This window comes from Oxalobacteraceae bacterium OTU3CINTB1 (assembly GCA_024123955.1).
Classification (GTDB): domain Bacteria; phylum Pseudomonadota; class Gammaproteobacteria; order Burkholderiales; family Burkholderiaceae_D; genus Rugamonas.
This window is the reverse complement of record CP099652.1, coordinates 6701795-6714043: the sequence shown is the minus strand read 5'-3', so window position 1 is coordinate 6714043 and position 12249 is coordinate 6701795. Positions and strand designations below refer to the sequence as shown.

10 protein-coding genes are annotated in these 12249 nt (G+C 66.2%); 6 read left to right on the top strand and 4 right to left on the bottom strand.

The window, feature by feature from the left end; genetic code table 11:
- Positions 1-3: 3 nt before the first annotated feature.
- From NHH73_29305 to NHH73_29295, 3 genes are all read left to right on the top strand, one after another.
- Positions 4-345, top strand: a complete 342-nt coding sequence (locus tag NHH73_29305) for an NAD(P) transhydrogenase subunit alpha (protein ID USX26599.1) — start codon at positions 4-6, stop codon at positions 343-345.
- On the top strand, positions 342-1811 hold the full coding sequence (locus tag NHH73_29300; GenBank protein ID USX26598.1) for an NAD(P)(+) transhydrogenase (Re/Si-specific) subunit beta: 1470 nt from the start codon (positions 342-344) through the stop codon (positions 1809-1811). The genes NHH73_29305 and NHH73_29300 overlap by 4 nt, the downstream gene beginning before the upstream one ends.
- Positions 1812-1918: 107 nt before the next feature.
- Complete coding sequence (locus tag NHH73_29295; protein USX26597.1) at positions 1919-2683, top strand: SDR family oxidoreductase; 765 nt, start codon at positions 1919-1921, stop codon at positions 2681-2683.
- Positions 2684-2827: 144 nt separating this feature from the next.
- Here NHH73_29295 and NHH73_29290 read toward each other — a convergent pair whose 3' ends face one another.
- From NHH73_29290 to NHH73_29275, 4 genes are read right to left on the bottom strand one after another with little or no spacing between them, the layout of a single operon-like run.
- Positions 2828-3976 carry a UbiH/UbiF/VisC/COQ6 family ubiquinone biosynthesis hydroxylase gene (locus NHH73_29290; GenBank protein ID USX29747.1) on the bottom strand — a complete coding sequence of 383 codons (1149 nt, stop codon included), beginning with the start codon at positions 3974-3976 and terminating at the stop codon, positions 2828-2830.
- Positions 3976-5310 (bottom strand): aminopeptidase P N-terminal domain-containing protein, encoded by a 1335-nt coding sequence (locus NHH73_29285; protein ID USX26596.1) that lies wholly within the window; start codon positions 5308-5310, stop codon positions 3976-3978. Before NHH73_29285 ends, NHH73_29290 begins: the two co-directional genes overlap by 1 nt.
- 23 nt (positions 5311-5333) lie before the next feature.
- Positions 5334-6077, bottom strand: a complete 744-nt coding sequence (locus tag NHH73_29280; GenBank protein USX26595.1) for a nucleotidyltransferase family protein — start codon at positions 6075-6077, stop codon at positions 5334-5336.
- A 13-nt stretch (positions 6078-6090) separates the two neighbouring features.
- Positions 6091-7161: a phosphotransferase gene (locus tag NHH73_29275; protein USX26594.1), complete on the bottom strand. Its 1071-nt coding sequence runs from the start codon at positions 7159-7161 to the stop codon at positions 6091-6093.
- A gap of 107 nt (positions 7162-7268) precedes the next feature.
- Here NHH73_29275 and NHH73_29270 point away from each other — a divergent pair, with 107 nt between their 5' ends.
- From NHH73_29270 to pdxA, 3 genes are all read left to right on the top strand, one after another.
- On the top strand, positions 7269-9530 hold the full coding sequence (locus tag NHH73_29270; GenBank protein ID USX26593.1) for an LPS-assembly protein LptD: 2262 nt from the start codon (positions 7269-7271) through the stop codon (positions 9528-9530).
- 112 nt (positions 9531-9642) lie between these two features.
- Complete coding sequence (locus NHH73_29265) at positions 9643-11106, top strand: peptidylprolyl isomerase (GenBank protein USX26592.1); 1464 nt, start codon at positions 9643-9645, stop codon at positions 11104-11106.
- A 64-nt stretch (positions 11107-11170) separates the two neighbouring features.
- Positions 11171-12235: a 4-hydroxythreonine-4-phosphate dehydrogenase PdxA gene (pdxA, locus tag NHH73_29260; protein ID USX29746.1), complete on the top strand. Its 1065-nt coding sequence runs from the start codon at positions 11171-11173 to the stop codon at positions 12233-12235.
- Positions 12236-12249: the final 14 nt, after the last annotated feature.

Here is a 12249-nt window from a genome sequence, read left to right as displayed (position 1 = left end):
ATCATGGAAGTGAGCCACACCCTCATCAATCTCATCATCTTCGTGCTGGCGATCTACGTCGGCTACCACGTGGTCTGGACCGTCACGCCGGCGCTGCACACGCCGCTGATGGCGGTGACCAACGCCGTTTCGGCGATCATCATCGTCGGCGCGATGCTGGCCGCCTCGCTCACCGAGGGCGTGATCGGGCAGGTTGCCGGCACCGTGGCCGTGGCGCTGGCCGCCGTCAATGTGTTCGGCGGCTTTCTGGTCACGCAGCGCATGCTGGAGATGTTCCGCAAGAAGGAGCCGAAGGCCAAACCTGCTGCCGGTAAGCTGGAGAATAAGCCGGGGGATCACGCATGAACTTCATCTCCATGAATCTGGTGACGATGATGTACCTCATCGCATCGGTGTGTTTTATCCAGGCGCTCAAAGGGCTGTCGTCGCCGGGCACCGCGCGCACCGGTAACGCCTTCGGCATGTCCGGCATGGCGATCGCCGTGGTGACGACGATCGCGCTGATCCTCAAGCTGCGCGCGGAGGCGGTGGCCGCCGGCACGGGCGGCGGCATGGGCCTGGCGCTGGTGCTCGTTGGCGTGGTGGTCGGCGGCGGCATCGGCGCGCTGCTGGCCAAGAAAGTCGAGATGACCAAGATGCCGGAGCTGGTGGCGGCGATGCACTCGCTGATCGGCCTCGCGGCGGTGTGCATCGCGGTGGCGGCGGTATCGGAGCCGCACGCCTTCGGTATCGCGGCGGTGGGCACGCCGCTGCCGTTCGGGAACCGCATCGAACTGTTCATCGGCACCTTCGTCGGCGCCATCACGTTCTCCGGATCGGTGATCGCCTTCGGCAAGCTGTCGGGCAAATACAAGTTCCGCCTGTTCCAGGGCGCGCCGGTCAGCTTCGCCGGCCAGCACATGTTGAATCTCATTCTGGCCATCGTCATGGTCGGCCTCGGGCTGGTGTTCTGCTTCGCCGGCGGTGTCGAACCGGCGTGGACGCCGTTCCTGGTCATGACCGCGATCGCCTTCGTGCTGGGCGTGTTGATCATCATTCCGATCGGCGGCGCCGACATGCCGGTGGTGGTGTCGATGCTGAACTCCTACTCCGGCTGGGCGGCGGCAGGAATCGGCTTCTCGCTCAATAACGCGATGCTGATCATCGCCGGCTCGCTGGTGGGTTCGTCCGGCGCCATCCTGTCGTACATCATGTGCAAGGCGATGAACCGTTCGTTCTTCAACGTGATTTTGGGCGGCTTCGGCGGCGCGCCGGCGGAGGCGGGCGGCGAAGGGGCCAAGGAGCAGCGTCCGGTCAAATCGGGATCGGCGGACGACGCCTCGTTCATCATGGCCAACGCGGAAAGCGTGATCATCGTACCGGGCTACGGCCTGGCGGTGGCGCGCGCGCAGCACTCGCTCAAGGAGCTGGTCGAGAAGCTGACGCACAAGGGCGTGAGCGTGAAGTACGCGATCCATCCGGTGGCCGGGCGCATGCCGGGGCACATGAACGTGCTGCTGGCCGAGGCCGAGGTGCCGTACGACCAGGTGTTCGAGATGGAGGACATCAACGGCGAATTCGGCCAGACCGACGTGGTGCTGATTCTGGGCGCGAACGACGTGGTCAACCCGGCCGCCAAGGATCCCAAGTCGCCGATCGCCGGCATGCCGATCCTGGAGGCGTACAAGGCCAAGAGCATCATCGTCAACAAGCGCTCGATGGCTTCGGGCTATGCGGGCCTGGATAATGAGCTGTTCTACCAGGCCAATACGATGATGGTGTTCGGCGATGCCAAGAAGGTCATCGAGGACATGGTCAAGGCCGTCGAGTAGCGGCTTCAATTCATATTTTGTGAATGGTTAATTGCTGTTTGGCCGATTGATGGTTGGGTTGGTGAATCTTATGATGGCTTCACTAACCCACCACAAGGAGCCTCAAAATGAACCGCTTACAAAACAAAGTCGCAATCGTCACTGGCGCATCGTCCGGCATCGGCCGCGCCACCGCCAAACTGTTCGCCGCCGAAGGCGCCAAGGTTGTCGTCGCGGCGCGCCGCGAGGGCGAACTGGCCACCTTGGTCGAGGAAATCAAGGCCGATGGCGGACAAGCCATCGCGCTGGCCGGCGACGTGACCTCGGAATCGTTCAACGCACAACTGGTCGCCGCCGCCGTCGAGGCGTATGGCCGGCTCGATATCGCCTACAACAACGCCGGCACCCTGGGTGAAATGGGCGAGACCACCGGCGTGTCGGAGCAGGGCTGGAACGACACGCTGGCCGCCAACCTGACCAGCGCCTTCCTCGGCGCCAAGCACCAGATTCCCGAGATGATCAAACATGGCGGCGGTTCGGTGATTTTCACCTCGACGTTTGTCGGCTACAGCTTCGCGTTTCCAGGTGTGGCGGCGTATGCGGCCAGCAAGGCGGGTTTGATTGGTTTGACGCAGGCGCTGGCGGCGGAATATGGTCCGAAAGGCGTGCGGGTGAATTCGGTGCTGCCCGGCGCGGTCGACACGCAGATGTACCGCGACATGAACGACACGCCGGAGGCGACGTCCTTCATCACCAACCTGCACGCGCTGAAACGCGTCGCGCAGCCGGAGGAGTTGGCGCGCTCGGTGTTGTACCTGGCGTCGGATGACTCGTCGTTCGTCACCGGCACCGCGTCGCTGATCGACGGCGGCGCGTCGATCACCCGTACTTGATGAGTACTCTAGTGACACGTAGGGCGGATTAGGCGGAACGCCGTAATCCGCCAATGCGTGAGCCGTCGAAACGCAGGCATTGGCGGATTACGCTGCGCTAATCCGCCCTACGTGACGCCTGATTACGCATGCTGTCGTGATCTCTCAGCGGCGGCCGTACATCATCAGCTCGGCCAGCACGCCGCGCGCCGGGCCGGCCATGTCGATGGCGGCCAGCGACATTCCCAGTAGCGCCTGCGCCGGCGAGTCGTTGGCGAAGACCCTCGCCATCGTGTCGGTCAGGCGCACCGTCGTGGTCCGGTCCTGCCGGCGAAGCTCGGTGAACTGCGCCAGCATCGCCGGCGTGGCGCCTTGCGCCAGCAGGCGCGCCAGCACGGTGACGTCGCGCAGGCCCAGATTCAATCCCTGTCCCGCCACCGGATGCAAGGTCTGCGCGGCGTTGCCGATGGCGACCGTGCGGGCCGTCGCGCGCGGATCGGCATTCAACCCAAGCGGGAAGGCCAGCCGCGGCGACGCGTGCGTGAAGCGGCCAACGCGCTCGCCGAACGCCTCGCCCAGCGCGGCAAGAAAAGCATTATCGTCCAGCGCCTGCAACGTCGCGGCCAGCTCGGGACGCACGCACCACACCAGCGAATACTCGTCACCTTGCGGCAGCAGTGCCAGCGGGCCTTGCTCGGTGAACCGTTCGAAGGCGCGGTGCTCGAACGGCCGGCTGCTGCGCACCTGCGCGATGATCGCAGTCTGCCGGTAGTCGCGCCGCTGCGAGCGGTTTTCCTGGTCGTTGAACAAACCGCCTTCCGCCTGCACGACGATGGACGCCTTTAACGACTTCGCTTCCCCGGTCGCGGTGTCGATGATGGTCAGCGCCACCGAATCGGCCAGCTCGTCGAGCGCTTCTACGCGGGCGGGGCGCAAGGTCGCGATGCCCGCGTGTTCGCAGACGGCGCCCAACGCCGTCACCAGATCGCCGTAGCGGGTGACATAGCCGAGCGCCGGTAGTTTGTGTTCGTCGCGGTCGATCAGGCTGCGGCCGAATTGTCCGCGGCGCGAGACGTGGATCTGGTGGATCGCCGTCGCCGGCACCGGCCAGGCGCCGATTTCCTCGAGTATCTGGCGGCTGCCGTAGGACAGCGCGATCGAACGTGGGTCCTTGCTGGCCTGCGCCAGCGACTTGGCGTCGACCAGCGCGATGCGCGCGGCGGGCACGCCGCGTTTGGCCAGCAGCGCGGCCAGCGCCATCCCGGCCGGTCCGGCGCCGCAGATGGCGACGTCGCTATCGTTTTGAATATCCATCATCGCTGCCGCATGACTTCTTCAATCTCGGCCACCGTCTTCGGCGCGGCAGCGCTCAGGATGGTGTGGCCATCGGCGCTGACCAGCACATCGTCCTCGATGCGGATGCCGGTGTTCCAATATTCCTCGGGCACGCCGGCGGCCGGCCGCACGTAGATGCCCGGTTCCACCGTCAGCACCATGCCGGGTTGCAGCGCCCGCGAAGGTTTGCCGGCCGCGTTCACGTCGCGATACAGGCCGACATCATGCACGTCCATGCCCAGCCAGTGGCCGGTGCCGTGCATGTAGAACTGCATATAGTGTTTGTTGGCGATGACGTCGTCCACGCCGCCGTGGAGATCCTTCTTCAGCAGTCCCAGGTCGAGCATGCCCTCGGATAGCACCCGCAGCGCCGCGTCGTGGGCACCGGAATACGGCAGTCCTGGCGCGATGGCCTTGAGCGCGGCCGATTGCGCCGCCAGCACCAGTTCATACAAGCGCTTTTGCGGCGCCGAGTAACGGCCGTTGACCGGATAGGTGCGGGTGATGTCGGAGGCGTAGCCATCGAGCTCGCAGCCGGCGTCGATCAGCACCAGATCGCCGTCCTTTGTTTGCGCGTTGTTGGCGCTGTAGTGCAGCACGCAGGCGTTGGCGCCTGCCGCGACGATCGAGTTGTAGGCCGGCGCCTGGGCGCCGTTGCGGCGGAATTCGTACAGCAGCTCCGCCTCGATCTCGTACTCGAACATGCCGGGGCGCGAGGCGCGCATCGCCCGCGCGTGCGCAGCGCTGGAGATGGTGGCCGCGCGCAGCATGGTGACCTGCTCGCCGTCGTCCTTCAACAGGCGCATCTCGTCGAGCAGCGGCAGCAGGTCGACCGCGCTGGCCGGCGGCGTGACGCCGGTGCGCGCCATGCGCCGCACGTTGCCCAGCCAAAGCTTGATCTGCGCGTCGAGCGAAGGATTGCTGGCCAGGGCGCAGTACAGCGCCGGCGCGTCCGCCAGCAGCTTGGTGATTTCGCCGTCGAGGTCTTCGATCGGATAGGCCGCGTCGAAGCCGAAGGCCGCGCGGGCGCCGTCCGGGCCGTGGCGGAAGCCTTCCCAGATCTCGCGCTCGACGTTCTTCTGGCGGCAAAACAGGATGGAGCGCGCCGGCGCGTCGTCGCCGCGCGCAGCCACCAGCACCACCACGCTTTCCGGCTCGGCAAAGCCGGTCAGGTAATAGAAATAGCTGTCGTGCCGGTACGGGTAGTCGCTGTCGCTGTTGCGCGCCACTTCCGGCGCCGTGCCCAGCACGGCCACCGCGCCGGACGGCATCGCCGCCAGCACCCGGGCGCGGCGCGCAGCGCAGGTTGCCACCCCGGTTGCCACTGCGGCCGACATCAGCGCGCGCCCTTAGCGCCGGGCGCCATCGACGCCAGCGGCGCGTTCAGCCGTTCCAGCTGCTCGACGGTGCCGAGGTTATGCCACTCGCCCTCGTACACCTCGCCGCCAACCTGCTTTTTGTCGATGAACGAGCGGATCAGCGGTCCGAGCTTGGCGTGCTCGCCCGGCGCGATGCCGTCGAACATGTCCGGCCGGTAGACGCCGATATTACCGAAGGTCCACTTCGGCGCGCCATCGGCGGCGTCATTGGTCAGCGAATACATCGTCAGGCCGAAGTCGCCCTCCGGATGGAAGTCCGGATTGGGCACCAGGTACAGCCAGCAGACGTCGCGCTGGTCGGCGGGGTAGGGCTTGCCCCACATGTCCTCGTCCTTGAGCACATCCTTGACCTGTTCGAAGTCGAAGTAGGGGCAGTAGATGTCGCCCGATACGGCCACGAACGGTTCCTCGCCCAGCAGGTGGCGCGCGGTGGCGACGCCGCCGGCCGTTTCCAGCGCGGTCGTCTCGCGCGAGTAGAGCAACTTCGCGCCGTACTTGCCGCCGTCGCCCAGCTCGCGCTCGATCGCCTCGCCCAGGTGGGCGGTGTTGATGACGATCTCGGTGATGCCGGCGCGCACCAGGTTGAGAATGTGCCAGACGATCAGCGGCCGGCCGCGCACCTTGAGCAGCGGCTTGGGGCAGCTGTCGGTCAGCGGGCGCATGCGCTCGCCGCGCCCGGCCGCGAAAATCATCGCTTTCATAGGCGCCCCGTCATCAGAACGTGTAGCCGACTTGCGGTTGCTTGTCCTCGAGCGTGTCGAGCAGGCGCACCAGCGGCTTGAGGTCCTTGTAGCGGTTGGCGGTCTTGCGCACGTAGTCCATCACGGTCGGCAGGTCGCCCAGGTACTGCTCCTTGCCGTCGCGGTGGTACAGGCGGCAGAACAGGCCCAGGATCTTCAGGTGGCGCTGCAGGCCCATGTACTCGAAATCCTTGTAGAAGGCGTCGATGTCCTTGTTGACCGGCAGGCCGGCCGACTTGGCGTGCTGCCAGTAGCGGATCGCCCAGTCCAGCACCAGCTCCTCGTCCCATTGCACGTAGGCGTCGCGCAGCAGCGAGGCCAGGTCGTAGGTGACCGGGCCGTACAGCGCGTCCTGGAAGTCGAGCACGCCCGGGTTGCCGGCGTCCATCCACATCAGGTTGCGAGAGTGGAAGTCGCGGTGCACGAACACCTGCTGCTGCGCCGTGACGTTGGCCAAAATCGCCTCGAACACGCCCTGTAGCTCGGCGCTTTGCTTGTCGGTCAAGGTCGCGCCCAGGTGCTTGCCGATGTACCACTCGGGGAACAGGTTCATTTCGCGCAGCAGGAAGGCGCGGTCGTATTCGGGCAGCACGTCGGGCGCGCTGGTGGCCTGGAAGCGCACCAGCGACTCGAGCGCCTCGGCGTACATGGTCGAGGCGTTGTCGTGGTCGAGCACCTGCAGGTAGGTCGTCACGCCCAGGTCGGACATCAGCATGAAGCCGCGCTCGTAGTCGGTGGCGACGATGCGCGGCACCGTGACGCCGGCGTGCGTGAGCATTTCGTCAACCTTGACGAAGGCCAGCACGTTTTCGCGCTCCGGCGGCGCGTCCATGACGATCAGGGTGGCGCCGAGCGCGGCGCGGTGCGCGGGCAGCACGTCGACGCGGAAGTAGCGGCGGAAGCTGGCGTCGGCCGAGGCCGGACGCGCCGTTGCCACATCGACCACGTCCAGGGTGGACAGCCAGGCGGTCAGTTGCGCCAGGCGGGGATCGGCCGGCGGCGTTGCTCCAGATGTATCTGAAGTTAAATTCTGTAATAAAGACATTAAGCGAACCGTGGAAACCGGCGTAAGGTGAAGATTCCCATATAATAAGGGATTCAAATCAAAAAATCGCCTGTCATGGTGTTATCCCTCTTCTTTTCATGAGCTGCATGCGCTGGCTACTGGCCCCCCCCACTTCGCACCGCTGGGCGTACGCCCTGACCGCCATCGTCACCGTCTCGGCGGTGCCGTCGTACGCCTATGCCCAGGCCGTCGCGCCCAAGCCGCGCGTGCCGCGGGTGGAAGACCCGAACGCCGTCACCACCGTCAAGGCCGAGGACATCAGCGGGCGTCCCGAGCGCGAGGTGGTGCTCGAACGTAACGCCGAAGTCGTCAAGGACCAGACCAAGGTGCAGTCCGACTACGCCTGCTTCCGCCAGGTCGAGAACGAGGTCGAGGCCAAGGGCGCCGTCAAGATCTGGCGCTGGGGCGACTACTACACCGGCACCGAGCTCAAGCTCAATATGGACAGCGGCAAGGGCTACATGCTGGAGCCGACCTACCGGATGGCGGCCAACAATGCCCAGGGCAGCGCCGAGCGCATCAACTTCATCAACGAGGACGAGGCGCAGGTCGTCAACGGCACCTACAGCACCTGCGAGGGCGCCAATCCGGACTGGTACCTGCGTTCGAGCACGCTCAACCTGGACTCCGGGCGCGACGTCGGCACCGCCAGCCACACGGTGGTGTATTTCAAGGACGTGCCGATCCTGGGCACGCCGGCGCTGTCGTTCTCGCTGTCGGGCGCGCGCCGCTCCGGCTGGCTCTCGCCGACGCCTGGCGTCGGCTCGCGCACCGGCCCCGAGCTGGTGGTGCCGTATTACTTCAACATCGCCCCCAACCGCGACCTGACCTTGTTCCCCAAGGTCATCACGCGGCGCGGCTTCCAGCTCGGCGCGCACGCGCGCTACCTGGGCGAGACCGAAGGCGGCCTGTACCAGGGCGACACCTACCTCGAGTACATGCCGCACGATAAAAAATTCGTGCCGGAGACGCCGGGCGGCTCGACCGACCGCTGGACCGTGCGCTCGAGCCACAAGCAGGACATCACCGAGGACTGGGCGTTCTCGTGGAATCTGCGCGCGGCGTCGGACAACAACTATCCGAACGATTTCTCCAAGACCGTCTCGAGCTCGACCGAGCGCCAGCTGCTGCGCGAGCTGCGCACCGATTACCACGGCGACATCTGGACCCTGACCGCGCGCGTGCAAAAATACCAGGTGCTGCAGGACCCGGCTTCGGTGACCGACTCGTCGCTGTTCGTCACGCGCCCGTACGACCGGCTGCCGGCGATCAACTTCCACGCCGCCCAGTACGACGTGGCCGGCTTCGACTGGGCCTTCGACAGCGAGCTCACGCGCTTTAGCCACCCGACCATGATCAACGGCACCCGCCTGGTGGGCATTCCGCAACTGAGCTATCCGATCGTCGGCCCGAGCTACTTCATCACGCCCAAGGTGATGGTCAATATGGCCACGTATTCGCTCGACAGCTTCGGCGCGCAATCGTCGCGCAACCTGTCGCGCGTGGTGCCGACCGTCTCGCTCGACTCGGGCCTGGTGTTCGAGCGCGACGTCAAATTCCAGAACAAGGAAATGACGCAAACGCTCGAGCCGCGGCTGTTTTACGTCAAGACGCCGTACCGCGACCAGAGCCAGTTCCCGACCTTCGACACCGACGCGGCCACGTTCAACTTCAGCCAGATCTTCAGCGAGAACCGCTTCGTCGGCTCTGACCGCGTCGGCGACGCCAACCAGCTCACCGCCGCGCTGGTGTCGCGCTTCCTCGACGCCTCCGGCGCCGAGCAGCTGCGCCTGGCGTTCGGCCAGCGCTTCTACTTCGAGGACCAGCGCGTGCAGCTGGCCTCGACCACACCGGTGAGCGAGGCCCGCTCCGACATCCTGCTCGCCGCCAACGGCCGCATTTCCGAACATTGGGGCTTCGACAGCGCGCTGCAGTACAATCCGAGCCAGAGCCGGGTGGTGTCGCAAAGCTACACGGCGCAATGGATCCCGGCGCCGAAAAAAGTGCTCAACGTCGGCTACCGCTACCTGCGCGACAGCTTCAAGAACATCGAGATCTCCAGCCAGTGGCCTATTTTCCAGCGCTGGTACGGTGTCGGCCGGGTCAGCTACTCGATGCAGGCGAGCAAAATCCTCGAGAGCCTGATCGGTCTCGAATACAAGGCCGACTGCTGGGTGTTCCGCATGGGCGCGCAGCGCTTCGTGACCACCTCGACCACGGCATCGACGCCGATCTTCTTCCAGCTCGAACTCAACGGCCTGTCGCACCTGGGCGTGGGCAGCCCGATCGAGGCGATGAAAAACAGTATTCCGGGGTATCAGCGTTTGAACGAGGGCTACGGCCGCTAAAGCAAGGCATCCGGGCGCGCGCCGCCGTCCCCTGGCCGGGGCGCGCGCCTTTTGATTTTTTTTACACCTGACTCATGAGCGTTCTACCATGCGTAATGCCAGTATGTACCAAATGAAGCTACTCGCCGTCCTGTTGTGCACCACCGCCCTGGGCGGTTGCAGCCTGTTCTCGAAAAAACCGGCGCCGGCGCCGGCCGCCCCCGCCGTCACCACCCCGGCCGCGTCCGCCACCGGCGGCGCGGCGGCCAAGACCGATGGCAAGGCTGAAGCCAAGGCCGACGGCAAGGGCTTCATTCCGCCCGGCTCGTCGAGCAACGCCGCCATCGACTCCATCGTCGTCGTCGTCAACGACGACGTGATCACCCAGCGCGAGCTGGCCAACCGCATCAAGACCGTCACCGCCCGCATGCAGGCGCAAAAGGTGCAGATGCCGGCCGCCGCCGACCTGCAACGCCAGCTGCTCGAGCGCATGATCGTCGAGCGCGCCCAGCTGCAGATGGCCAAGGAGATGGGCGTGCGCGTCGACGACACCCAGCTCGACCGCGCGATCGGCCGCATCGCCGAGTCGCAAAAGATCAGCGTGCAGGACATGCGCAACCAGATGGAAAAGGACGGCACGCCGTTCGCCGCCTTCCGCGAAGAAATCCGCGAAGAAATCATCATGCAGCGCCTGCGCGAGCACGAGGTCGACGCCAAGATCCAGATTTCCGACGCCGAGGTCGACAGCTTCCTCGCCGCCGAGAAGGCCGCCGCCGCCGAGCAGTTCGAGATCAATATTTCGCAAATCATGGTGCGCATCCCGGACAACGCCACCGCCGAGGTGATCGCCCAGCGCCGCGCGCGCGCCGAGGAAGTGATGCGCCAGCTGCGCACCGGCGCCGACTTCGCCAAGATGGCCGCCACCTATTCGGACTCCAGCGACGCGCTGGAGGGCGGCGTGGTCGGCTGGCGCCTGCCGGAGCGGCTGCCGCCGGTGTTCGCCGAGGCGCTGGTCAAACTCAAACCGGGTCAGGTCACGCCGATCATCAAAAGCACCGGCGCCTTCCACATCCTGAAGGCGGTGGACCGCCGCAGCGTGGCCGAGGCGCAGGCCGCCCAGTCGGTGCAGCAGACCCACGCGCGCCACATCCTGATCAAGGTCACGCCGACGATGAGCGCGGCCGACGCCAAGCGCAAGCTGGCCGAACTGAAGGAACGCCTGGACAACAACGCCGCCAAGTTCGAGGACCTGGCGCGCCTGGTGTCGAACGACGGCTCGGCCGCCAAGGGCGGCGATTTGGGCTGGCTGTACCCGGGCGATACGATGCCCGAGTTCGAGGCCGCGATGAACAACCTGAAAATCGGCGAAGTGTCGCAGCCGGTCGAGACCAGCTTCGGCGTGCACCTGATCGAGGTGATGGAGCGCAAGAGCGACGACGTCTCCAAGGAGCGCGAGCGCAACAACGCGCGCCAGGCCATCCGCGAACGCAAGATGGAAGAGGCAACCGACAGCTGGCAGCGTGAAGTGCGCGACCGCGCCTACGTCGAGTTCCGCACCGAAGAGGGCGCCGCCGCCGCGGCGGCCGCGAAACAGTAACCACGCCGCGACAGGGGAGCACATGAGCGCCACTTTATCCACCGGGCGCGCAGATGCGGCCCCCATGGTTCCCGCCCGTCGCCGGGGGCGGCCTGTGCTGGCCGTCACCGTCGGCGAGCCGGCCGGCATCGGCCCGGAAATCTCGATCCGCGCCGCCTGGGCGCGGCGGCACGAAGTCAATTGCGTGCTGCTGGGCGACGCCGCCTTCCTCTCCATGATCGCCGCCGACATCGACCCTGTCATCCGGCTGTCGGCGCTGTCGTTGCAGGCGGTGCGCAACGGCGGCCTGCCGCACTTCGGCCCCGAACGCATCAGCGTGATCGACGTGCCGCTCGACGCCCACGTCGTGCCGGGCAAACTCGACAAGAACAACGGCCGCGCCGTGCTGGCCACCCTGGACGCCGCCATCGAAGGCGTGCGCGCCGGCTGGTTCGAGGCGGTCGTCACCGCGCCCCTGCAAAAAAGCACCATCAACGACGCCGGCGTCAAATTCTCCGGCCACACCGAATACTTCGCCGACCAGACCGGCACCGCGCAAGTGGTGATGATGCTGGCCGGCCAGCCGCCCGCTCCCGCCGGCGGCACCATGCCGGCGCCGCTGCGGGTGGCGCTGGCCACCACCCACCTGGCGCTCAAGGAAGTCGCCGCCGCCCTCACGCAAGAAGGCCTGGCGCGCATCCTCGACATCCTCGACCACGACCTCAAGACCAAATTCGGCATCGCCGCCCCGCGCATCCTGCTGTGCGGCCTGAACCCGCACGCGGGCGAGGGCGGCTACCTGGGGCGCGAGGACATCGACGTCATCGCGCCGGCCATCGCGGCGGCGCAGGCGCGCGGCATCGACGCCCGCGGCCCGTACCCGGCCGACACCCTGTTCCAGCACAAATACCTGAAGGACGCCGACTGCGTGCTGGCCATGTACCACGACCAGGGCCTGCCGGTGCTCAAGTACGCCACGTTCGGACAGGGCGTCAACATCACGCTCGGCCTGCCGCTGATCCGCACCTCGGTCGACCACGGCACGGCGCTCGACCTGGCCGCGCAAGGCCTCGGCCTGGCCGACTGCGGCAGCATGGAGGCGGCCATCGCCACCGCGCTGGCGATGGCCGACGCCGTTGCCGGCCTTTGAACACTCACTGATTA

What these genes read in the sequence shown, in the direction of transcription:
- NHH73_29290 (USX29747.1), bottom strand. Translation starts at nt 3,976, where the DNA reads ATGGATATTCAAAACGATAGCGACGTCGCCATCTGCGGCGCCGGACCG.
- NHH73_29295 (USX26597.1), top strand. Translation starts at nt 1,919, where the DNA reads ATGAACCGCTTACAAAACAAAGTCGCAATCGTCACTGGCGCATCGTCC.
- pdxA (USX29746.1), top strand. Translation starts at nt 11,171, where the DNA reads ATGGTTCCCGCCCGTCGCCGGGGGCGGCCTGTGCTGGCCGTCACCGTC.
- NHH73_29280 (USX26595.1), bottom strand. Translation starts at nt 6,077, where the DNA reads ATGAAAGCGATGATTTTCGCGGCCGGGCGCGGCGAGCGCATGCGCCCG.
- NHH73_29275 (USX26594.1), bottom strand. Translation starts at nt 7,161, where the DNA reads ATGTCTTTATTACAGAATTTAACTTCAGATACATCTGGAGCAACGCCG.
- NHH73_29270 (USX26593.1), top strand. Translation starts at nt 7,269, where the DNA reads ATGCGCTGGCTACTGGCCCCCCCCACTTCGCACCGCTGGGCGTACGCC.
- NHH73_29300 (USX26598.1), top strand. Translation starts at nt 342, where the DNA reads ATGAACTTCATCTCCATGAATCTGGTGACGATGATGTACCTCATCGCA.
- NHH73_29305 (USX26599.1), top strand. Translation starts at nt 4, where the DNA reads ATGGAAGTGAGCCACACCCTCATCAATCTCATCATCTTCGTGCTGGCG.
- NHH73_29265 (USX26592.1), top strand. Translation starts at nt 9,643, where the DNA reads ATGAAGCTACTCGCCGTCCTGTTGTGCACCACCGCCCTGGGCGGTTGC.